The organism is Nostoc sp. CCY 9925 (genome assembly GCF_963920935.1).
In the GTDB taxonomy this organism is placed as follows: Bacteria; Cyanobacteriota; Cyanobacteriia; order Cyanobacteriales; family Nostocaceae; genus Nostoc.
The window spans coordinates 23,357-44,834 of the sequence record NZ_CAWUDO010000059.1 but is presented as its reverse complement, the minus strand read 5'-3'; the positions used below and the strand labels follow the sequence as shown (position 1 = coordinate 44,834).

19 protein-coding genes are annotated in these 21,478 nt (G+C 40.8%); 12 read left to right on the top strand and 7 right to left on the bottom strand.

All coding sequences use genetic code 11. The features are described 5' to 3' along the window. Nucleotides 1-16: 16 nt before the first annotated feature. A complete protein-coding gene (locus tag ACM0OY_RS25425) occupies nucleotides 17-154 on the bottom strand; it encodes a hypothetical protein (protein ID WP_414571602.1) in 138 nt (45 codons plus the stop codon). A 201-nt stretch (nucleotides 155-355) separates the two neighbouring features. On the opposite strand from ACM0OY_RS25425, the gene lipB reads away from it, so the two are divergent. From lipB to ACM0OY_RS25395, 6 genes are all read left to right on the top strand, one after another. Then, nucleotides 356-1,039, top strand: a complete 684-nt coding sequence (gene lipB, locus ACM0OY_RS25420; protein WP_414571601.1) for a lipoyl(octanoyl) transferase LipB — start codon at nucleotides 356-358, stop codon at nucleotides 1,037-1,039. A gap of 346 nt (nucleotides 1,040-1,385) precedes the next feature. Continuing rightward, complete coding sequence (locus ACM0OY_RS25415; RefSeq protein WP_414571600.1) at nucleotides 1,386-1,586, top strand: hypothetical protein; 201 nt, start codon at nucleotides 1,386-1,388, stop codon at nucleotides 1,584-1,586. Between the two features lie 238 nt (nucleotides 1,587-1,824). Then, nucleotides 1,825-3,333, top strand: a complete 1,509-nt coding sequence (locus ACM0OY_RS25410) for an ABC transporter permease subunit (RefSeq protein ID WP_414571599.1) — start codon at nucleotides 1,825-1,827, stop codon at nucleotides 3,331-3,333. Nucleotides 3,334-3,950: 617 nt separating this feature from the next. Next, on the top strand, nucleotides 3,951-5,474 hold the full coding sequence (locus ACM0OY_RS25405; protein ID WP_414571598.1) for a SulP family inorganic anion transporter: 1,524 nt from the start codon (nucleotides 3,951-3,953) through the stop codon (nucleotides 5,472-5,474). Between the two features lie 265 nt (nucleotides 5,475-5,739). Then, nucleotides 5,740-6,375 carry a restriction endonuclease subunit R gene (locus tag ACM0OY_RS25400; protein WP_414571597.1) on the top strand — a complete coding sequence of 212 codons (636 nt, stop codon included), beginning with the start codon at nucleotides 5,740-5,742 and terminating at the stop codon, nucleotides 6,373-6,375. Between the two features lie 41 nt (nucleotides 6,376-6,416). Beyond that, nucleotides 6,417-7,040 carry a Uma2 family endonuclease gene (locus ACM0OY_RS25395; RefSeq protein WP_414571595.1) on the top strand — a complete coding sequence of 208 codons (624 nt, stop codon included), beginning with the start codon at nucleotides 6,417-6,419 and terminating at the stop codon, nucleotides 7,038-7,040. Nucleotides 7,041-7,122: 82 nt separating this feature from the next. Here ACM0OY_RS25395 and ACM0OY_RS25390 read toward each other — a convergent pair whose 3' ends face one another. Beyond that, nucleotides 7,123-7,569 carry a type II toxin-antitoxin system VapC family toxin gene (locus tag ACM0OY_RS25390; RefSeq protein ID WP_414571594.1) on the bottom strand — a complete coding sequence of 149 codons (447 nt, stop codon included), beginning with the start codon at nucleotides 7,567-7,569 and terminating at the stop codon, nucleotides 7,123-7,125. Further along, nucleotides 7,566-7,805 carry a hypothetical protein gene (locus ACM0OY_RS25385; RefSeq protein WP_414571593.1) on the bottom strand — a complete coding sequence of 80 codons (240 nt, stop codon included), beginning with the start codon at nucleotides 7,803-7,805 and terminating at the stop codon, nucleotides 7,566-7,568. The genes ACM0OY_RS25390 and ACM0OY_RS25385 overlap by 4 nt, the downstream gene beginning before the upstream one ends. A 234-nt stretch (nucleotides 7,806-8,039) precedes the next feature. Between ACM0OY_RS25385 and ACM0OY_RS25380 the strand changes: the two genes are divergently transcribed. Next, entirely contained in the window at nucleotides 8,040-8,204 is a 165-nt protein-coding gene (locus tag ACM0OY_RS25380; RefSeq protein ID WP_414571592.1) for a hypothetical protein, read from the top strand. A gap of 67 nt (nucleotides 8,205-8,271) precedes the next feature. On the opposite strand, the gene ACM0OY_RS25375 is transcribed toward ACM0OY_RS25380, so the two are convergent. The 3 genes from ACM0OY_RS25375 to ACM0OY_RS25365 all read right to left on the bottom strand — a co-directional run bounded on the left by ACM0OY_RS25375 (nucleotide 8,272) and on the right by ACM0OY_RS25365 (nucleotide 11,193). Then, a complete protein-coding gene (locus ACM0OY_RS25375) occupies nucleotides 8,272-9,477 on the bottom strand; it encodes a GUN4 domain-containing protein (RefSeq protein ID WP_414571591.1) in 1,206 nt (401 codons plus the stop codon). Between the two features lie 279 nt (nucleotides 9,478-9,756). Continuing rightward, nucleotides 9,757-10,788 (bottom strand): glycerate kinase, encoded by a 1,032-nt coding sequence (locus tag ACM0OY_RS25370; protein WP_414571590.1) that lies wholly within the window; start codon nucleotides 10,786-10,788, stop codon nucleotides 9,757-9,759. Nucleotides 10,789-10,860: 72 nt separating this feature from the next. After that, a complete protein-coding gene (locus tag ACM0OY_RS25365) occupies nucleotides 10,861-11,193 on the bottom strand; it encodes a DUF565 domain-containing protein (RefSeq protein WP_414571589.1) in 333 nt (110 codons plus the stop codon). 567 nt (nucleotides 11,194-11,760) lie between these two features. Between ACM0OY_RS25365 and ACM0OY_RS25360 the strand changes: the two genes are divergently transcribed. Continuing rightward, nucleotides 11,761-12,399, top strand: coding sequence for a hypothetical protein (locus tag ACM0OY_RS25360; protein ID WP_414571588.1), 639 nt, complete (start codon nucleotides 11,761-11,763; stop codon nucleotides 12,397-12,399). Between the two features lie 349 nt (nucleotides 12,400-12,748). Further along, nucleotides 12,749-14,734 carry an ArnT family glycosyltransferase gene (locus ACM0OY_RS25355; RefSeq protein ID WP_414571587.1) on the top strand — a complete coding sequence of 662 codons (1,986 nt, stop codon included), beginning with the start codon at nucleotides 12,749-12,751 and terminating at the stop codon, nucleotides 14,732-14,734. A gap of 66 nt (nucleotides 14,735-14,800) precedes the next feature. Here the strand turns inward: ACM0OY_RS25355 and ACM0OY_RS25350 are convergent, their stop codons facing one another. Next, nucleotides 14,801-18,100, bottom strand: a complete 3,300-nt coding sequence (locus tag ACM0OY_RS25350; RefSeq protein WP_414571607.1) for an ATP-binding protein — start codon at nucleotides 18,098-18,100, stop codon at nucleotides 14,801-14,803. A 657-nt stretch (nucleotides 18,101-18,757) separates the two neighbouring features. Between ACM0OY_RS25350 and ACM0OY_RS25345 the strand changes: the two genes are divergently transcribed. The 3 genes from ACM0OY_RS25345 (at nucleotide 18,758) to kaiC (ending at nucleotide 21,401) form a co-directional block, all read left to right on the top strand. Further along, nucleotides 18,758-19,339: a KaiA family protein gene (locus ACM0OY_RS25345; RefSeq protein ID WP_414571586.1), complete on the top strand. Its 582-nt coding sequence runs from the start codon at nucleotides 18,758-18,760 to the stop codon at nucleotides 19,337-19,339. A 106-nt stretch (nucleotides 19,340-19,445) separates the two neighbouring features. Beyond that, nucleotides 19,446-19,760 (top strand): circadian clock protein KaiB, encoded by a 315-nt coding sequence (gene kaiB / locus ACM0OY_RS25340; RefSeq protein WP_073642657.1) that lies wholly within the window; start codon nucleotides 19,446-19,448, stop codon nucleotides 19,758-19,760. 78 nt (nucleotides 19,761-19,838) lie between these two features. After that, on the top strand, nucleotides 19,839-21,401 hold the full coding sequence (gene kaiC, locus ACM0OY_RS25335) for a circadian clock protein KaiC (protein WP_414571585.1): 1,563 nt from the start codon (nucleotides 19,839-19,841) through the stop codon (nucleotides 21,399-21,401). The last annotated feature ends 77 nt before the right edge of the window (nucleotides 21,402-21,478 follow it).

The following is a 21,478-nucleotide window of genomic DNA, read 5'->3' as shown; positions in this document are numbered from 1 at the left end:
TCCTTTAAAGCAAGGCTTACAGAACTGTTGATAGTTGCTCCTTGTGCATCCGGTTGAGGTTTGCTTGCTGTTGATAAAGAACACAAGTTTTGTGGAAGTAGATTTTGTTTGAAATGCAAACAATGTTATTAGAGTCATCAGCCAGTACATTCATTATCTATTCTCTTGGCCTGATGCTGATTGTAGAGAATTCCTCCCAACACCTATTAAGGTTATATATTCAAGCTAGCACTTTGTATTTTAAGATGCATGTTCCCTTGACTTTCCTTTAAAATCCTTTGCAAAGCTTGACATTTTTTGATTCTGTCCTTGTAAGTTGAAATATATTTAGTTCCTTTCACAGTTGATTTTTTGCATGATCCATAGTAATGAGTTACACAAAAACCGTTGTTTGCTGTATAACCAAGGATTAATGCCTTACTTAGACGCTCATGCATGGCAGCGATCGCTCCTTACTCAACGCATCAATGACCCCAGTCTCTATGACGTGTTAATTCTCCTAGAACATCCACCAGTCTATACTTTGGGACAAGGAGCCAAATCAGATTTTCTGAAATTTGATATTGACAGAAGTCACTATGATGTGCATCGTGTAGAACGAGGCGGCGAAGTTACTTACCATTGTCCTGGTCAACTGGTAGGGTATCCAATTTTAAATCTGCAACGTTATCAAAAAGATCTCCATTGGTATCTACGACAACTTGAAGAAGTCTTAATTCGCGTATTAGCAGTTTATAAATTGCAGGGAGAAAGAATTCCAGCTTTTACTGGGGTTTGGTTACAAGGGCGAAAAGTTGCAGCTATTGGCATTAAAGTCAGCCGTTGGATTACCATGCACGGCTTTGCATTAAATGTTTGTCCAGACATGACAGGCTTTGAGCGCATTGTACCCTGTGGCATCTCTGATAAACCTGTAGGCAGTTTAGCCGAATGGATTCCAAATATTACCTGCGAAGAAGTGCGTTTTTATCTAGCACAGTCCTTTGCAGAAGTGTTTGGAGTAGAAGTAGTAGAATCACAGCCTGAAAGATTTTTTTAGTATGAAGAAAGTAAGCTGCAAATTATGTAATAAATACTATACCAGTCTGATTTAAATTGTGACAAACTCATAAGAGTCATCTATCGTTCATAGTATCAAAGTAAAAGGCAGAAGGCAGCCCTTCTCTACGAGACGCTGCGCGTAGCTTGCTTCTCCGTAGGAGGACGACTTCGCTCAGGAAACAGAGGCAGAAGGGAAAAGCCACTTTTTATAAGGATTTTAAACTTTTGTATTTTACATTTAATTATGTCTACCTACTTATTCAACTACGGTTATCAAAGTTAAAATCTAATTATTTACAAAACATTAAAATAGTATTTTTTAGCACTAAATTACGAATTCGCGCGTGAATTACCCAACTAATCTCCAGGTATATACCCCATCGTTACCATCACTTAGAGACCGTGACTGGACAGCTTTAATAGAACTATTTGACAGAGATGACGGTGATGACATTGAAGCCGACATCCACATTAATTTGTTTTGGCTGATACCTGAACCTTGTTGGGAAGATGACCCCTTTGATTTCTTGCGTGAATATATGTAAAGAGTGGGGAGTAGGGAGTGGGGGATGAGTTTAAAAGAAGTCTTGAATTACGAATTAGGAATTATTTGAAGGCGGCTAAGGAAAGCGCAAGAACTCTTGGAAACTTTTCTTTGCGTTCTTTGTGTCCTTTGCGGTTCGTTTTTTCATAATTTTGCATCATTCCTGCTCTAAAGTTGATTGTAATATTTGGAACGAACCGCAAAGAACGCGAAGAGCGCGAAGGAAGAAATGAAAGAGTATGGCTGGATTTAGTTTTCTGCGTTGGCTGCGTTGGTGTGTGGTTGTTGGTTTTAGTTGTTTGTTATTGGCTAGCTGTGGTGTAAATTCACAGGAGGGAAAAACTCTGCGAGTTGCTACCGAACCGGCATTTCCACCTTTTGAGTTTCAAGGAAAAGGTGGTGAGTTGCAAGGTTTTTCCATTGATTTGATGAAAGACATCGCCACTGCTGCTAACTTTAAAGTAAATTTTCAAAGTCTGCCTTTTGATGGCATTATCCCAGCACTCCAATCCAAAACGGTAGATGCAGCCATTAGTTCCATCACCATTACAGAGGAAAGGGCGAAGACGATTTCTTTTTCCCGTCCTTATTTTAAAGCGGGGTTGGCAATCGCAATTCGCGCAGATAATCAAGATATTACTAGCTTTGATAGTCTCAAAAATAAAAAAATTGCAGTACAAATTGGCACGACTGGTGCAGCAAAAGCTAAGAGTATTCCTGGCGTGCAAATTCGCAGCTTTGATTCAGCACCTCTAGCTTTACAAGAATTACTCAATGGTAATGTAGATGCGGTAATTAATGATGCACCTGTAACTTTATATGCTATAAATACAGGCAATCTCAAGGGAATTAAAGTTATCCAGAAATTGCTGACGGAAGAGTTTTATGGAATTGCTACTGCTAAAAACTCGCCGAATCTAGCATTAATTAATCAAGGCTTGGATAATATTTTGAAAAATGGCACTTATTCGCAAATTTACCAAAAATGGTTGAAAGCCGAACCGCCATCATTACCAGCTACATCACCGTTTGAGACTCAAAATAACGCAGATATTCCGCGAATATTTACGTCAATTAATGTGATTTTACAAGCTGTTCCGACTTTATTACAGGGAGCTTTGGTAACGTTGCAATTGACGATGCTTTCTGTAGTTTTTGGTTTAATTGGTGGTTCTTTAATTGGAATTATTCGCCTTTCTCATATAGCACCTTTACGTTGGCTAGCGAGGGCTTATGTAGATTTTTTCCGGGGAACCCCTTTGCTAGTGCAAATTTTTATGATTTACTTTGGGTTACCTGCAATTTTGCAAGAACTTGGTTCCACATTTACTTTCGATCGCTTAGTCGCTGGAGTCATTGCTTTAAGTTTGAATAGCGCCGCTTATATTGCAGAAGTTGTGCGTGCTGGAATTCAATCGATTGAAATAGGACAAGCAGAAGCAGCACAATCACTAGGTTTGAGTCCCATGCAAACCATGAGTTATGTGATTTTTCCCCAAGCATTCCGACGGATGATTCCACCCTTGGGTAATGAGTTTATCAGTTTGTTGAAAGATACGAGCTTAGTTTCTGTAATTGGATTTGAAGAATTAGTGCGTAAAGGACAGCTAATTGTTGCTGACAACTATCGCGCTTTTGAAATTTACGCAGGTGTAGCGGTGGTTTATTTATGTTTGACGTTACTTTCTTCCCAAGCTTTTAGCCTATTGGAAGCTTGGATGAATCCCGTAAAACGCCAAAATAAATAGGATAATTACAGCGATTTTGAAGTAAATGAACACATTATTTTTATCTCACGCAAAGGCGCAAAGGAAGAAAGCAAGAAACAAGATTATGGTCTAAATACATGAAAACTGCTGTAATAATTTTTTGTAGGCGTGTTTTGCCGTAGTTTCAGCTTTTTTGCAAGTTAATAATTTTTAGTTTAGACCTAATTCATAATGATAGATTCGATTTTGAAAAGATAGCGATCGCCATTTTGTATCGATAAATAATGTTAGCGATGGCGATTGAGGGCTGTGAATTATACCTTATTTACCCTGTAATTTAAGCGATCGTGCAAATTTACTTTACCTTTTGCTACCAATCTAATAGAAAAAGTTATGTATTATCCATCGGATAACTCTACTGTTATCATGGGTTTGTAATCATTAAGAAATGTAAATGGTAGCTATAAATACAAATTGATTTAACTTGATGATTGCGTTTTTACTATTTGAGGGCTGAATATACCGCTGTAGCCATGATGTAATTAAAACCCTGTAAATATGTGTCAACTATTCAATGCAAACCGAGTTTGTGCTGCATTGTAATGGTTCAGTTTGTCACGTCAAAATTTGAAAAATTTTCATTGGAGGAGAAGCAAATGAGAAATTTGAAAACAATCGCAGACAAATCCTCATTTACTACCGAAGTACCAGCATCATTGGTGGTATTTCTTGTCGCCCTCCCTCTTTGTATGGGTATTGCGATCGCTTCGGGACTTCCGCCATCCCGCGGCATAATTACAGGAATAGTAGGCGGAATTATTGTTGGTGCGGTTTCTGGTTCTCCAATGCTAGTCAGCGGCCCCGCTGCTGGGCTGGCGGTGGTTGTTGCAGAAGTCGTTCAACAATATGGCATTGAAATGGTTGGGCCGATTCTCTTGTTAGCCGGTTTAATTCAATTACTCGCAGGTATATTTAAACTCGGCCAGTTGTTTCGCGCCATGTCACCAGCTGTAATTTATGGAATGCTTGCAGGTATTGGGGTATTAATCTTCGCTTCCCAATTTCATGTCATGCTAGACGACAAACCGCGCATACATGGGATTGAGAATTTACTATCTATTCCCAACGCTATTGACAAAGCTTTGTTTCCTATTGATAGTAGCGCTCATCACCTTGCAGCACTCATCGGTGTAACAACTATTATCAGCCTTTTGCTGTGGGAAAAATTTAAACCCAGGAGTTTGAAATTGATACCTGGTGCGCTTGTCGGCGTTGTAATTGGCACTGTCATTGCAACATTCTATCGATTCCCGATTCAGTATGTTGACGTACCTGCAAATCTGGCACAAGCAATTCAATTACCAACAATTGCCAGCTTACCAGGTTTAATTCAAGCACCAGTTTTGATTGATGCGATCGTCATTGCATTCATCGCTAGTACAGAAAGTTTGCTTTCAGCCGTAGCAGTAGATCGACTGCATACCGGGACAAGAACCAATTTTGATCGCGAATTAACAGCCCAAGGAATTGGCAACATTATATGTGGCTTTTTGGGTGCTTTACCTATGACAGGAGTAATAGCCCGCAGTTCTGTCAACGTAGAAGCTGGTGCTAAGACGAGATTATCGACCATGCTTCACGGTTTATGGCTGTTAATTTTAGTAATTGCAGCCCCAACATTGCTTAAAATAATTCCGATTTCTAGTTTGGCAGCAATTCTAGTTGTTACTGGTTACAAACTAATCGAGGTAGAACATATTCGCCAATTAAAGAAGTATGGACGTTTTCCTCTGGTAATATTTTCCGCTACTTTAATAGGCATTGTTGTTACTGACTTAATTACAGGTGTTTTAATAGGGATTCTGTTAACAGGCCTTTTACTAATTCACAAAATGTCGGTGCTGAATGTCCAAATAATTAAGCACGAAAATAATCAGCGAATAGACATTCATTTACAAGGCGCAGCAACATTTGTGAGGCTACCAAAGTTGGCGAACATTTTAGAACTTGTGCCTCCAGGAAGTGAATTGCATGTTTATATGCAAGACTTGGCTTATATAGATCACTCTTGCCTAGACTTACTATCGGTGTGGGCAAAACAACAGGAAAAAATGGGAAGCACCTTAACTATGCAATGGGATCGTTTGATAGATCGTAACCGCAAACCATTTACTCTGTAGAACTGAAGCGAAACGGGCGGTTAGAAACCGTGTCTATACAAACAAAACCCAGCGACCTGGGTTTCAAAACGTTGATTTTCCTTGAGTCCGCGCAGGCGGACTTCGCCTGTGTAGCAGCGAATTCCATTCGCCAAGGCTTAAATTGTGAGCACTGCACAGCTGTGCTGAGTACGAATTTTTTGTATTTCAGGTAATCAGCCAAGGGCTAAGATAGGCTTTATATAGGGAATTTGGATTGAGTTGCGCCTGAATCAACCAAAAATATATGACAATTCTGAATGCTCGTAATTTATCTTTAGAAGAAGTTGAGCGTCTGTTTGGCTTTCAAGAACAGTACAGTGAATCATTTTCTAACTACTTATCGCTGCAACCTCTCACGGAAGTAGAACAACAAGAACTTGTGCAAATTAGAAATGACTTTCGACGCTACCTGAAAGGTGGTAAAGTTTCTGAAGGTCAGGTAAAGTTTCTTGCAGTTGCGCCTTTATTAAGATTAGCTGGCTTTTATCGCTATCCGATTGAGATTGTTTTGGAAGAGAATATTGCTGATATTGAAGTTGAAGATGAAGATATTAAAATTAAAGGAAGATTTGATATTTTAGCTATTAGTAAAGCTAAACATACAAAACCTCAAACATATTTTTGGGTACTGTTAATTGAATCTAAAAATAGTCAGATTGATATATCAACAGGTTTACCTCAGCTACTCACTTACGCTTATAAAAATTTAGATAATCAAAAATCAGTTTGGGGATTAACGACTAATGGTAGAAGTTATCAGTTTGTCTATATCGAACAAGGAAATCCCCCTATTTATTATCTGTTGCCAGAATTAAATTTGATGGAAAGAGAGCGATCAAATCAGTTGTTACAAATTTTAAAAGCAATTTGTCAGCTTTAAAAGCAAGTATTGAGGCAACATACAAGCCAAGGCAAGAATTTATGAGTCAAGCCATACCCAAACTAGTAAGCTTTGAAGATTTTGCAGCGTGGCGACCTGAAGGCGGAAGATATGAATTACATGATGGTGTAATTGTTGAAATGCCCCAACCAACTGGTGACCATGAAGATGTTGTTGGTTTTATAGCTAGAAAACTAACAGTAGAATTTGACCGATTAAATTTACCTTATACAATACCCAAAACTGCGTTGATAAAACCTTCTAATTCCGTGTCTGCCTACTCGCCAGATGTGTTGATATTAAATCGTCTGAATTTAGTGAATGAGCCGCTATGGAAAAAAGAATCAACTGTATGTTATGCGGCATCAATTCCCTTGGTAGTTGAGGTAGTTAGTACCAATTGGGATGATGACTACTACACAAAACAAGGTAAATATGAAGTGATTGGAATTCCTGAATATTGGGTTGTAGATTATCTCGGTTTAGGCGCTAAAAAATTCACTGGCAACCCCAAACAGCCTACTATATCTATTTATCAATTAATCGATGGTGAATACCAAGTTACTCAATTTAGAGGTACTGATTTCATCATCTCGCCTACTTTCCCAGAATTGAATTTAACTGCCGAACAGATTTTTCAAGCTGGAGGTTTTCCAAGTAGTTAAAGATATTGAGAGAGCTTTTTTACAAATTGTCAGACTTTTCAAACACGGAAAGAAAAATTACCATCGCACTAAATCCCAGCCTCTAGCTGTTTATGCTATTGGGGTGAATAATAGTAATTCCTTCAACTTCTAGAAAGTCTTTTGGGTTTAAAGTCAGAATATGGCTGATGCTATGGGCAAGGACTACTGCTTGTATGCGTAAATCGTGGGTGCGTTTACCTGAAATTTTATGAGTTGTAGCGAGGCTAAACCAAAGGCGAAATATATCTGGTGTTTCTTCTAGCCACTCAAACTGATTTATTAGCATTTGCAACGAGAGTTCGGTTTCTTCTGGTGTCCATCCAAATCCATTTACAGCTACAGGACGAGTGGCTACAACCCAAAATTCAATTAAAATTTGAGATGTAATAAAACATCGATGATTATTAGATATTAGATACCTGATTGTGCGATGGACAAGATTGTAATCAGGTGAGGCTATATCCTTAGAGCGTAACAGGATATTAGTATCTAATAAATAATTGGTCATACTTCATCATCGTAGATATTTTCTCGACGCAAAGCTTCATCATCAAGGTTGGCATAGCTTTTTGGTGCTGTATCTATCCACTCTTGCCAAAGTAATAATCTCTCTGATGATGTTTTAGGTTTACTAGTTAGTAACGTTAAATGCTTGTTACTAAGCTTTTCTTGAAAGAGTTTTTGCTCTTCGGGGGAGAGGTTTAGTACCACTTCTACAAGAGAATTAACAAGTTGTACATTCATAGTTATTTATACAATTCACTGGGTCAGTTTGTGCGATGGGCTTTCGCCTTGCCCTGATGCTGCTTTACTATAATACTGACTATTGCTTCTGCCATACAGCAAAAGACATAGCTAATTTCTCGCAGACTTTAAGCGAACGTTTACAAGCTTTGATCGATGAGTGGAATATCACTGCACGCCCTTTTGATTAAAGTCAAAAGTCAACTTTGAAAGTAATCGCAAAATCCAGGACAAATGAGACTACCTTGGGATGAATGGGAAGCAAGTAACCATGAAATAGAAAAAGTAGCAAGCAAATTTATCTTTGCTAATTGCTATGACAGCCAAAAAGCTTGCATTGTACTACAAGCACAACAAGAAGAATTTTTTTCTGCCCAGTACCAGCTAACGGAAACGTAGAAACCGCAATACTTCGTGTGAAATGACTTGTTTGTGAATCTCCATTAATTCCTGTAAGCCTTATATGTTAAAGTTTACAAGTCTCGACGCGAGAGAAGAGAGTAGAAACGAAACGATGCCCCCACCAAAACCTTACACCAGGACGGTAAGCGACCCCCATCTCAACGACTGACTCGGCGGGCAAGTGTCCTGGCGGAGAATTTCTTGTGAAGGTTAGGTCTGAGTAATATAGCCAGTCTTTATTAAAAAACATTCCTTTTCGCCATCCGACGCAATCGCCAAACTTTCCGTAGTTTTTTCCTACGCTTTCCCAAATGCGCTTTTGCACACTAAACCCAAAGTGCCCATCACTGTATTTTACCCACAGTTGGTCAATGGTGCGTAAGTCAGTGCAAGGCAAGTTGTCAATAAATTTAATATCAAGCCAGCCTTCTTCTTCTCTGCCTGATGCTTTGAGCATAACAGTCAGAGTTTCTTGATCCGCTTCTTTCCAATTCCCTGCTTTAAGTAAATCGCGCAACCGCGTATAGTCTACGCCTTTCTCAGAGAGGAGATCGTTACCAGTAGATTGCTGCTCTAGTCGTAGCTTATCGGCTTTTTCTTGTTCTCGTTGTCTTTGTAACTTATGTGCTTCTTCTTGTTCTTGTTGTCTTCGTAGTCTTTCTGCTTCCTGTCTTTGTAGCCTATCTGCTTCTTCTTGTTGTTCTTGTAGCCGCAGCCTTTCTTGTTGCTGTTGTTGTAACTTTCTGGTTTCCTTTTCTTGTTCCCGTAGTCGCAGCCTTTCTGCTTCCTGTTTTTGCTGTTCGTCTCTTTCCTTCTTTAGCTTCTCAGCAGCCGCCCGAATTCCTATAGCTACATCAGTGAAGGCTTTATCTTGATTATGCCAATTCCTTGACACTACAGGTTCAGCATTCTTAGGCAAAGCTTGAAGTTTTCCAAATGGTGCGCCATTCCAATCAACACTTCGCAGAATAACCGGGATAACACAAGCCTCTCTAGCATGATGCCGTTCTATTGCCTTCTTAACTTCGACATCCCAGCAATATTCAGAAGAAAGAAAATCTGGACTAACAAGCAATAGAATGATGTCGGCGGTGTTTAAATTCTCATTAATTTGGTAATCCCACTCCTCTCCAGGTAGTATCTTGCGATCGTGCCAGCTTGAAATCACGCCCTGCCATTCTAATATGCTCAGGTGTTTAGCTAGTTCATCCCGTAGAGCTTCGTCTTTGTGAGAATAAGAAAAGAAAAGCCGTAACGATTCCTCTGGCATTTTTGGTTTAAGAAGTAGGATAGATCGCGCTTTAAGGAAATTATAGTGTTTTTAGCTAATTTGCTTGAGAATTCATATCATGTCCGTTTGCTTACTTATTAAACTCGAAGAACCCCACCCCGCCAAAGCTACGCTTTGTCTCCCCTCCCCGCAAGCGAGGAGGGGATTAAGGGGAGTGGTGTAATGACTGTGGGAATCATAAGTAATTAGCTGGATTATGATATTAGTAGTTACAAATTACGAATTACGAATTACGAATTACGAATTACGAATTACGAATTACGAATTACGAATTAGTACATCGCCATACACTTTCCCAATGCTCCGATCGCTATTAATCTCAATTACTAAATCAACCAATGTTGCATTTTTTACTAATGGTTTGATGAATAATTCTGGGTGGAGCGATCGCCAAAAATAATTGACAAATTGCTCTATCTCTGCATCGCTCATTCCCGATTTACCCGCAGCAATCATCTGGTGTTCTGCCTGTTTTCGCCACTCCAAAGAACACCGATAATCACTGGGATACAACACAATTAAACTGTCTAATCGCTCCCACAGTGATAGATAATCGTGGAGGCGAAGATTCATATCGCGGGCAAATGCTTTATCTTCGTCTGTAACAATTGGCGGCGGTGCAGTATCAAATAAATCTGGATCGATTGGTCGCGCACCCACAAACCAACCTTCAAATAGCAATATATCTATATTTGTAGCGATTTCTGGATTAGTGCGATCGCCAGCACCCCTATACGCAGATTTATCAAACCGGGGAATCATAACTGGACTTTGGAAATCGCGGATTTCATCTAGTACATTTAAACCTAAATCTACATCGTGAGTTCCTGGTGGCCCGCGCCAAATTAAGCGGGGATCTTGCTGTGTTAAAAGCAAGCGATCGCTGTAAGTTTTATATAAATCATCCAAAGACAAACTCACAGTCCGGTATCCCAACTGATGGAGAATCAAGCTTAGAACTTTGCACATTGTGGTTTTCCCAGTGCCTTGTCCTCCTAATATTCCCTGAATCAAAGGGCGTCCCAACTCTTGACGCTGCGATGCGAGTTTGATACCCAAAGGCAACCACAAGTCCCACAAAACTTGTAACATTTCCTTGGGTTCTCTTTGCAGGGTAGTTTGGCAGAACTCGTTAAAAGCTGGCAAAACAGATTTTAGTAAATGCGATCGCTTTTCAATTACCTCATCCACATTCTCCGGCGTAATTCCAAAAGCCTTTGCCCTCAACCCATCCGCCAACGCTGCTTCTCTTGCTTCTTGCTGCCAGCTTTCATTCACTTCTGAAACCATAATTTCCCCCTGCTCCCCTGCCCCTCTGCTCCCCTGCCTGGTTGGTGAGCGAAGTCGAACCACTGCCTCTTCTCACGATCCCAACTTAAAGGCTTCCAGAAACAGGCTGTAGGTGAAGCCAATTTTCAAGAGATTTAATGAGTCTACCAAGAGCGATCGCCTGGTGAAAAAACTCTGACGGTAAAATATTCTGCTAGTAATTTCCGTCAACACTACTAAAAAACCAGCTACCACGATATCTAATTCTGCCCGTTGGCCGGCTGTGGTGGAAGCTGCGTTTCCCAGAAAAAAACCGAACAAAAAACTAATTATCAGCAACGATATTCGCCGCCAAGGATTTAGGAACCATTGCCCCAACTGTCTAGCAATGGCATCGAACAAGTTATTAAGACGTGTGTTTTGCATTAAAGGGACTTTTGGGAAAAAGTCAACATATCTTGAAATCTATCAATATTTAAATCTAGGAAATTGGTTTTAGCATCAGCTTGTTTGTTAATATTATAAATATCTACTGAGCTTCCAGTGTCTATTCAAAATTTTTGTAAATTTTATCATCTTGAGGGAACTACATAGCCTCTTAAAAGGCTACCTTCCCACATCCAAGATCAAATATACTACCTAGATTTATCTCAGGTTTGGCAATAGAGACTTTGTTGAGACCGCTAGCGGTTTCACTAAACTTTTATTGTTTGATACAAATGAATTTCCTGATTAAGTATCTAATTTTCTTTTTTTATGGAAGCTTACGGACAAAAACCAAGCAATCGGTCTCTACACCCCTTGTTAATCAAACACCAAAGGAATTATTTCCTGCAAATGTTTGTGACTTGAAATGATATTTATCATACATTCCTCACTATAATTTGAGGAAAATCTATATTAGGCTACTTTGTGCGATCGCCTTTTGTGATAAAGGCCTACTATTTGGTTAAGCCTAGACAAAATATTTATTTCTAATAACTATTAATCAATATGAAATCTTCAGTGTATCGTAACCTCAGTGTTACAGCTTGTTGCTTGGGACTGCTTGTTGCTTTGGTGGGATGCTTGGGAGTGAGCGTATCCTTTGAGTCTACAAACCCAGATACATCTTCACAACTGCCACCCGATACTTCTGAGTGGGGTACAGCTTCATCTACAGCTATTTCACCTGAAAAGAATATCTTACCTAGTAATCTACCGACTGTAGCAACGAACCCAAGCAAGCAAGTGCAAAATAGCACTAAGGAGAATACTTATCCTGTCTTGGCAAATCGTGATAAATCAGCTACCAAAGTCAAAGATCGGGGAACTTTGCGGATGAGCAATCAAACTAATCAGCCTGTGCGGTTAGCTTTACTGGCGCGAGAGTCTGTAGCAAAAGGCTCTAGTGCTGCACAGACTAAATATGATGTCCCGGCACATTGGGATTTTGCTCCTCAAGAAGGTAATGACAAGGGACTGATTTTATCTCTACCTCAGAATAATTTGAAGCTGGAAAAGGGAGATATTTTAGTTGCCTTTGCACAAGATGGTTCCCGTCGTTATTGGGGCCCCTATGTTGTTGGAGAAACTCAACAACCCAAATGGAATTCCCAAAGTAAAGAATGGCAACTAACACTGAGTCCATAAGTCGTGCTGAGGGCTGAGTGGTGAGTTAGGAGTAGAGACGCGATTAACCCTTGTCTGTACAAGAGTTATTATTTTCCGCTCCGTTCCTCTGCCTCTGTGCTAAGCTGTTAAGCATTTAATTTGCACATTGAGACCGCAGGGCAGGGAGCAGGGAGCAAGGGAGAAGGTTTCCAGCTTTTATTGACAATAAAAATGGTGCAACTTGTAGGCGCAACAGCTTACTTCAAACTTCACCTTAAGCACGTATAATTAATTTTGCTCAATTACTTATTCAGCACTTGTTTTTTTGAAGAAGAACAAAATATAAATAACCAACGACTATTGACTAGTAATTGTTGACTATTGACTAATGAGAATGAAATTGAGTGTTAAGGGCACTGTCAATCAGTGGTTCAACAAAATGGGAAGGAATTCAACCCTCAGTGTAACAGCGTCGATTTTGTGGTTGATGATGATTGGCTGGATAGCTTTTGTGTGGAATTTGGGCAACATTGGCTTGATTGATGAGACAGAGCCGCTGTTTGCAGAAGCTTCCCGCCAGATGTTCATTACAGGTGATTGGATCACCCCATTTTTTAATGGTGACACTCGTTTCGATAAACCTGCTTTAATTTACTGGTGTCAGGCGATCGCCTATGCAATTATTGGAGTGAATGAATGGGCAGTACGCCTTCCTTCTGCGATCGCTGCATTTGGCTTAATTTGTTTAGCTTTTTACACTGTGCAATGGTATTTGGCTAAACAAGACGAATTCGAGCAAGTTTCACGTCCTACTCGCCGCTACTTAATATCCTTTTTGGCAGCAGCCCTGATGGCGCTCAATGGCGAAACAATAATTTGGGCGAGAACCGGCGTGTCTGATATGTTGCTTACTGGCTTCATGGCATCAGCTTTGTTGTGTTTCTTTCTAGGGTACGCCAAGGGAGGGACTGGGGGACACGGAGACACGGACAAAGAAATCACCGCGTCTTCTTCTGCCCGATTCCCATTCCCAAATCAGTGGTACTTAGCTTGTTATGTGCTAATCGCTGGTGGAATTTTAACTAAAGGCCCGGTGGGAATCGTCTTACCTGGGCTAATTGTTTTCGCCTTTTTGCTTTACGTGGGCAAGCTGCCAGAGGTATTTCGAGAAATGCGCTTGTTCGTAGGTATACTGATAATTCTTGGGTTATCAGTACCCTGGTATGTATTAGTGATTTGGCGCAATGGCTGGAATTATATTAATGCCTTTTTCGGTTATCACAACCTAGAACGCTTTACAGAAGTAGTTAATGGTCACTCAGCACCTTGGTATTTTTACTTTATAATAGTGTTGCTAGGCTTTGCGCCATACTCAGTGTATCTACCCATAGCACTATTCAGACTGAAATTTTGGCAGCGATCGCACTGGCTTTCTCAACAACGTTTTCAGCAATTGAGTTTATTTGCCGGGTTCTGGTTTGTTGGCATATTTGGCTTTTTTAGCATTGCTGTTACCAAACTTCCCAGCTACGTATTGCCTTTAATGCCAGCAGCAGCCATTCTAGTAGCCCTGTTGTGGTGTGACCTTTTTGTAAGTACGCAAAAAGAAGGCGCAAAGACAGGGGGACACGAAGACACGGAGAAATTAGTCCCCGCGTCCCCCTTCGGGTTCGCAAGTTCGGACTCGACGGAAACCGCCAAGACTCCGACTTCCTCACCGCGTCCCCGTGTCCCCACGTCCTTCCTCCTCTGGAGTGGTTGGGTGAATGTAGCGTTTTTATCAGTTCTGGCAACGGCAATGTTTAACATCACCCATATATTAGGTAGCGATCCAGCTATAACTAACTTCCACGAACTAATTAAGCAATCTGGTTTACCAGTCATTGGCGGCCTAATTTGGCTCGTTTCTGCTGTTTTGGTTGCGGGATTACTACTGAGTCGTCGCTGGAACTCTATAATCGGTATAAATTTACTCGGATTTGTAGCGTTTTTAATTTTTGTCCTCACGCCTGCTTCATTTTTTATCGATCGCGAACGTCAATTACCCTTAAGAGAGTTGTCTGCAACTATACAAGAAGTTCAACAACCAAATGAAGAATTGGTTATGCTTGGCTTTAAAAAGCCGAGCGTAGTATTTTATAGTCAAACTCACGTAAATTATTTCAGATTTCCCCAAGAGGCTCTAGAACATCTTCAAAACCAGGCAGCCAAAGGCCTAAAACCTCCTTCGCTACTGCTGTTGGCTGAACAGAAAAAACTTCTGCAAATGGATTTACAGCCAGATGATTACAAGAATTTATCCACTAAGGGTGCTTATAATTTGATTCGCATTCCTTTTTTGAAAAAGAAAAAAGAAAAAATAGACATATCATAAAATTGCCATTGGTCATTAGTCGTTTGCAAAGGACAAAGGACTAATGACTGAGGACTAATAACCAAATCAACATTTTTCATTTTGACTGTTGATAGCTAAAGCTTGATTAATTTGGTTTAGCAAATCTTCCATTGAGATAGATCGCGGTAATATCCGATTAGCGATCGCATTGACAATAGTTTCTACTGATTCCAATCCATTCTTCTTTTGCTTCTCAATTTCATTGTCAGCGACCCCAGGCTGAGATGGGCGATTTAATGGTTGGTTGAGTACTAAAATTGGTGGTAAATCCAAAGGAGAATCTCCCAATGTTTTCAATGCTTTGAGTACATCTTTATGGATAGCTGATTCTCCTAAGCAAATTAATAACAAGTCAACGCTTTGATGACGAATTTGTTGTAAAACTTCTGCCCAACACGGACTCATCGCTGCTTTGAAGCCTGCTGTTTGTAGGTACTGAATTAAAGCTTGGAACCACTCAGACCCACGTTCAGGTGTTTCACTAGTGATGGAGGAATTTTTTTCTGTACGATAACCTTTGGCTTGCTTGCGTCTTACCTGTGGTAAATCACGCAACATAGTCAAATCCACTACTAAAATGTTGGGAGGGCAGCAAACACCAGAAGCAATTTGCAGTACTGATACTAAGGCATCTGTTTTCTCGGTGGGAGTGCTGCTCTCTTTGCCAAATGGTGTTAAGTAAGGAAATACAGATAAACCTGGTATTTGTGAGGCTTTTAGGGTGGTTGCGACATCACAAGTAACCAATGGTATGGCCGCTAAACGTGGGTGTTGAATTAGTTGTTGCAAATAGGTTTGGGCTGTGGTACTTTCTACATCGAGCAAAATTACATCAAATTGCCACACCCGCGCCAAGAGTTCTGCCTGATCTAAGTCATCGACTTCAATCACCCGATGTTCTCGCAGTGAGGAGTGGGGATTGGCCGATTCAAACTCAGGAGTCACCAACCTGAGAATTCGCAGTGGAGTCTTAGTTGGGGTACTGGCGTTATTGTCTGATGCTAGCGGCAAAACTCCTTGTGCAGTACATAATTTTTCTAGGAGTGGTGATAAGACTTGATATTCTACCGGCAAGCTTAAAAAGCCATCGGCTCGGTTGGCAAATGCTTGCTCTTTTTCTGCTGCCGTTGCTGTCAGAATTACAGATATATGACGAGTTGCGGCGTCAGATTTAAGTAAGGTCAGCACATCCCAGCCGGAGAGCAAGGGTAGCAAGGGGTTGAGAAATATCGCTATTGGTTGCAAGCGCCGAGCTTTTTCTACTGCTTCTGTTCCCGATCGCGCAATCACTACGCGATATCCTAAACTTTTGAGTTGTTCGGTCAAATCTTCAATATATCGGCCTACTGCTTCGACTACTAAGACCAACCGTTGGGAACTCGCGGCATGATACTGTCCAGAAGTCGCACCATGCTGACGACCTGCTGTGAAAATTTCTGCCGTCTGTTGGTGGGCTTTTTGTGTGTCTTCTGTAGTTTCGAGATCTGGCTCTGAAAAACCTGCTTTTGGCGGACTCGGCGGTAGCAGCAGTGTGAACTGGCTACCTTTACCTTCACGAGATAAAAAGCTCACATCTCCTCCGTGGAGGCGAGCCAAGGCGCGAGTTAATACCAGTCCCAAACCCGTTCCTTCAAACTGGCGGGTGAGGGGATTTTCTAGTTGTTGGAATTTTTGAAATATTAAATGTTGCTGGTGTTCAGGAATACCAATGCCTGTATCCCAAACTGTAAAAGCAACCCATCCTTCCCAACGACTCACCCGCAGCCCAATTTCCCCTGATACTTCAGTGAATTTAAAGGCGTTGGAAAGTAGATGAATGAGCATCTGGCGCAGGCGTAATTCATCTGCGACGATCTGGTCTAGACCTGGTTCAATGGAAAGGCTGAATTGGGGAGCAGATGAACGAGTATTTGGAGTTGCAGGTGTAGCTGTGGCTTTGCTGCTTTGAGTGTGAATGGCTTTGACCTCAGATAAAGCGCGATCGCACACTGCCCGAATTTTGACTGGGGCTAGTGTCAGTTCCATTTGTCCTGTCTCCATCCTGGTCAAATCTAAAATGTCATTGACCACACTCATCAGATGGCGACCGCTTTGATGAATCAGTCCGGCATAACGGGCTTGACGCTCGTTGAGTTCTCCCAACTGCTGATCTACTAGCAATCGCGATAATCCCAAAACGGCAGTCAGGGGAGTTTTCAGTTCATGGCTAATACAAGCTAAAAACTCATCTTTCAAGCGATTTAGTTGAATTAAATCGGCATTTTTGGCTGCTAGTTCTTTGCAAAGCTGCTGCTGCTCAGTGACATCAGTTGCTAAAACTAACCACAAATCAGTGTTGAGTGCCATCTCAGATTCAGCACTCATAACTTTTAACTCTGGGCTATCTAATGGAATTTTGGCAAATTGCCAGATTCGTTCCTGACCATTTTGCACTTCGACAATGCAGGTACAAGTACCTAGTTGAGTATCTAAAAAGCAGCGACTGGATGTAGTTTCTGTGATTGTCTCTTGTTCTCTGAGGTTGTTCACAGTAGACAAACCTGGTTGGGGCATTGACTCGCCTCTAATCAACACCCGTGGGGTTGATTGTTCTTCACCACCATTGGGATGAACTTTGATCCCTTTTTGGTTGACGTATTCGGGTTTCTGGACTCGGATGGGGGCTAGTATTGCCTCCACCTGCTGTCTGACTCCTTCTGGATCTTTTAAAACTCCTAATTGCTGCCACCAAGCTGGATTTTTGGCTACTACCTCGCCACTACCCGTTTCCAACATCAAAGGCCAAGGCAATGTTTCCAGCAACTTCACCAGTGGCTTTTGTGCCAATGGTTGGGGTTGATTTGGTATCTGTGCTGGAGAGTGAGTTTGTACAGCATCATATTTATGGGGATGCTCGCCAAAACTGAGTGAGCCGGCCATTTTGTCCCTAGCCAGCGATCGCAACAGCCGTGAGGTATCCACTAGTCCTAAATATTTACCATCACAATCAATCAACGCCCAATCCAAATTCTGCTGTTTTTGAGCTTGTTGTTGGGACAAACGCCAACTCAATTGTTCTACACGCTCAGAAACTGGTATTGTCTGTATTGGGTCAATGAGAGCTTGCCCCCAGATGGAAAGTGATTGCTGTAAATTTAAATTTTTATCGTCATTATGGCCTAATAATTCTTGGATTAAACGGACAGAGTACAGCAATCCTATGGGCTGTTGCTGTTGATTCACTACTACCAAGCGATCGCACTGCTCTTTCTCAAAAATCTCCAGCACCACTGCCAGAGTACTTGTTTGAGGGCAACTAGGTACGGTTGCTTGAAAGTCATAAAGCGGGTAATCTAGCATTGACATAAGGCTTTGGGGGTCATTCTTCCTGCGGAAACCTCCGGCATTCCCATCCGCCAACTGCCGATGTTCTTTGCGCCTGAAGCCATATCCTCTAAGAAGACTCATATAAGCAATTTTGGTTACGATTTCAACGCCATAAAACAATGGGACTTGCACTCACGGACACTTGGTGGCGTCCGACCTTTCAAAGAGAGGCAACCTTTCTTTTTGCCGCTCCTCATTTCTAGCAAATAGCCTCACCAGTGTCTTACTGGTATTTAAACTCCTCATCGATAGCCACGGCTAAAACAATTATGGCTCCAAAGATTCGCTTTAGAACCTTGAGGAATTATAATGATTTAGAATGCGACATTCCTTTAAGTTCGTTTAAGTATCTTATCAAGGAGAAAAATAAAAAAGTCTATCTATCTGTATACATAGATATGCATATGCAAACAAATAATAAATTGCCGATACATACCTCATCTAAAACCTTCTCAGTTCTACCACTCAGTCGCTGCACAGGTTGTTGAGTGGCTAGAACTATCTGTTGAAACAGAGCGTTATTTTGGGGTGGAACCACAAATTTACTGCACACCCAGTATTACCCTAGAAGCGTTTGCCACACTTATCAGCCCGCGCTTCTTGGTCAAGTCGATCAAGGAGATAGATAGACAATAAATGTTATTACCTATATTGATTCTGCAACGTGATGTTAACAAATATTTAAATATTCCAGATGATTTAACCAACCAAAATGGTGTAATTGCTTGGATATGTAAGTTTATTTCTGGCATTCTTGGTCAATTTTTCTATCTACCTATTGCTCTAACTACCTCTGGAACAATCAACTCTGCACAACATTGGTTGCAACGCCACCCAACTCAACCAGATAATGGCAAGCATTTTTATGTGTTTGCTAGTTACTCGCAAAAAAGGCAACAGAATTTCCAGGAGATGACTTTAAGAGAACGTCAAGAATTATTAAACCAGTTGAAGTTAGATTACAGTCATATTCTTATAGATTACTTTACCACAGAAAAAACCCTCAAAGAAAAAATTGACAAATTTATCAACACTATATTTTATGCTAATATTCCTGTGCCGCAAATTATCGAAATTCACATGGAAGTAATTGATGAATTTTCCAAACAGCTAAAATTAGAAGGAAGGAGCGATGAAACGTTACTCGATTACCGTCTAACGCTGATAGATATCCTAGCTCACTTGTGCGAAGTCTATAGATCTTCGATTTCTAAATAAATTAAATTTATCTATGTTCAAATTGGCACAAGCTACGGCTGTTAGTTACTCCCAATACGCGAACGCATCTTGTATTTTTCTTGTGATCATTAGCCTGTAACTCCTTATGAATAAAGCCAGAAAGACCTATGTTCTCAAGCTTTATGTAGCAGGGAACACTCCTAATTCAGTACGGGCATTAAAAACACTCAAAAATATTTTAGAACAGGAGTTTGAAGGTGTTTATGCTTTAAAAGTGATCGATGTCCTGAAAAGCCCGCAACTGGCTGAAGAAGATAAAATATTGGCGACGCCAACACTGTCTAAAATTTTGCCTCCACCGGTTCGCAAAATTATCGGCGATCTTTCAGATAGAGAAAGAGTATTAATTGGATTAGATTTACTTTATGAAGAATTAAGTGAAGAAGACTTTACAGAATAAAACATTGAATCATAAACAAATTGCATCCAGACTGTTAGTAATAAAAAACAGGGTTTCATACCCATTTGTTATCAAGCAATGAGTCAAAACGAGCCAAGAGAACCAAAGAAACCTCCGTTAATTGTGGGTGTAGAAAAAATTCGCACGATGATCGAGGGGTTTGACGATATTAGTCATGGTGGATTACCCGTTAGTAGAACGACCTTGATTAGCGGCACTTCAGGTACAGGAAAAACTTTATTATCTCTTCAGTTTCTATATAACGGTATCACCTACTTTGATGAACCAGGGGTATTTGTCACCTTTGAAGAATCGCCCAGTGATATTATTAAAAACGCTCATATATTTGGGTGGAACTTGCCACGCTTAATTGAAGAAGGCAAATTATTTATTCTCGATGCATCTCCTGATCCAGAAGGTCAAGATATAGTTGGTAACTTTGACCTTTCTGCACTGATTGAGCGCTTGCAATATGCCATTCGCAAATATAAAGCAAAACGAGTTTCCATAGACTCAATAACAGCGGTATTTCAGCAGTATGAAGCTATGGGAGTGGTGCGGCGTGAGATTTTTCGCCTGGTAGCGCGTCTTAAACAACTGAGTGTCACCACTGTGATTACCACTGAACGCAGCGAAGAATATGGCCCCGTTGCCTCTTTTGGAGTCGAAGAATTTGTTTCCGATAATGTCGTAATTGTTCGCAACGTTTTAGAAGGAGAACGCCGCCGTCGCACAATTGAAATTCTCAAATTGCGCGGCACAACTCATATGAAAGGCGAGTATCCCTTCACAATTACTAACGAAGGAGTCAACATCTTTCCATTGGGAGCAATGCGCTTAACTCAACGTTCTTCCAATGTCAGAGTGTCTTCTGGTGTCAAAACCTTGGATGAAATGTGCGGTGGTGGTTTCTTCAAAGATTCAATTATCTTAGCAACAGGAGCCACAGGTACTGGCAAAACCCTATTAGTAAGTAAGTTTATTCAAGATGGCTGTCTTAATGGAGAACAGGCAATCTTATTTGCTTATGAAGAATCACGCGCCCAACTATCTCGCAACGCTTCTTCTTGGGGAATTGATTTTGAAGAATTAGAACATCAGGGTTTACTGAAAATAATTTGTACCTATCCCGAATCGACTGGTTTAGAAGACCACTTACAAATTATTAAATCAGAAATTGCGATTTTTAAACCAGCTCGTATAGCTATTGATTCACTCTCAGCACTAGCTAGAGGAGTCAGTAATAATGCATTTCGACAGTTTGTGATTGGTGTTACTGGTTATGCCAAGCAAGAAGAAATTACGGGTTTCTTTACTAACACAACCGACCAATTTATGGGATCGCATTCAATTACCGACTCTCATATTTCCACGATTACCGATACAATTTTGATGTTACAGTACGTAGAAATTCGTGGAGAAATGTCGCGAGCAATTAACGTATTTAAAATGAGAGGCTCTTGGCACGATAAGGGCATTCGAGAGTATAATATCACTGCCGATGGCCCAGAAATTAAAGATTCATTCCGGAACTACGAACGGATTGTTAGCGGTGCTCCTACTCGCGTTAGTATCGATGAAAAGGCGGAACTTTCTCGCATTGTTAGACGTTTTGAAGATAAACAGAGTTCCGAATCCTAAATTTAGTATCGTAGTATATTCATTCCTAAATTTAGTATCGTGCTATATTCTGTGGTGAAGAAAGGTTTTCTGCCGCT

Excerpts from the sequence above, each read along its gene's own strand:
- ACM0OY_RS25425 (WP_414571602.1), bottom strand. The coding sequence starts at position 154 with ATGAATGTACTGGCTGATGACTCTAATAACATTGTTTGCATTTCAAAC.
- lipB (WP_414571601.1), top strand. The coding sequence starts at position 356 with ATGATCCATAGTAATGAGTTACACAAAAACCGTTGTTTGCTGTATAAC.
- ACM0OY_RS25410 (WP_414571599.1), top strand. The coding sequence starts at position 1,825 with ATGGCTGGATTTAGTTTTCTGCGTTGGCTGCGTTGGTGTGTGGTTGTT.
- ACM0OY_RS25405 (WP_414571598.1), top strand. The coding sequence starts at position 3,951 with ATGAGAAATTTGAAAACAATCGCAGACAAATCCTCATTTACTACCGAA.
- ACM0OY_RS25400 (WP_414571597.1), top strand. The coding sequence starts at position 5,740 with ATGACAATTCTGAATGCTCGTAATTTATCTTTAGAAGAAGTTGAGCGT.
- ACM0OY_RS25395 (WP_414571595.1), top strand. The coding sequence starts at position 6,417 with ATGAGTCAAGCCATACCCAAACTAGTAAGCTTTGAAGATTTTGCAGCG.
- ACM0OY_RS25390 (WP_414571594.1), bottom strand. The coding sequence starts at position 7,569 with ATGACCAATTATTTATTAGATACTAATATCCTGTTACGCTCTAAGGAT.
- ACM0OY_RS25385 (WP_414571593.1), bottom strand. The coding sequence starts at position 7,805 with ATGAATGTACAACTTGTTAATTCTCTTGTAGAAGTGGTACTAAACCTC.
- ACM0OY_RS25380 (WP_414571592.1), top strand. The coding sequence starts at position 8,040 with ATGAGACTACCTTGGGATGAATGGGAAGCAAGTAACCATGAAATAGAA.
- ACM0OY_RS25375 (WP_414571591.1), bottom strand. The coding sequence starts at position 9,477 with ATGCCAGAGGAATCGTTACGGCTTTTCTTTTCTTATTCTCACAAAGAC.
- ACM0OY_RS25370 (WP_414571590.1), bottom strand. The coding sequence starts at position 10,788 with ATGGTTTCAGAAGTGAATGAAAGCTGGCAGCAAGAAGCAAGAGAAGCA.
- ACM0OY_RS25365 (WP_414571589.1), bottom strand. The coding sequence starts at position 11,193 with ATGCAAAACACACGTCTTAATAACTTGTTCGATGCCATTGCTAGACAG.
- ACM0OY_RS25360 (WP_414571588.1), top strand. The coding sequence starts at position 11,761 with ATGAAATCTTCAGTGTATCGTAACCTCAGTGTTACAGCTTGTTGCTTG.
- ACM0OY_RS25355 (WP_414571587.1), top strand. The coding sequence starts at position 12,749 with ATGAGAATGAAATTGAGTGTTAAGGGCACTGTCAATCAGTGGTTCAAC.
- ACM0OY_RS25350 (WP_414571607.1), bottom strand. The coding sequence starts at position 18,100 with ATGTCAATGCTAGATTACCCGCTTTATGACTTTCAAGCAACCGTACCT.
- ACM0OY_RS25345 (WP_414571586.1), top strand. The coding sequence starts at position 18,758 with ATGTTATTACCTATATTGATTCTGCAACGTGATGTTAACAAATATTTA.
- kaiB (WP_073642657.1), top strand. The coding sequence starts at position 19,446 with ATGAATAAAGCCAGAAAGACCTATGTTCTCAAGCTTTATGTAGCAGGG.
- kaiC (WP_414571585.1), top strand. The coding sequence starts at position 19,839 with ATGAGTCAAAACGAGCCAAGAGAACCAAAGAAACCTCCGTTAATTGTG.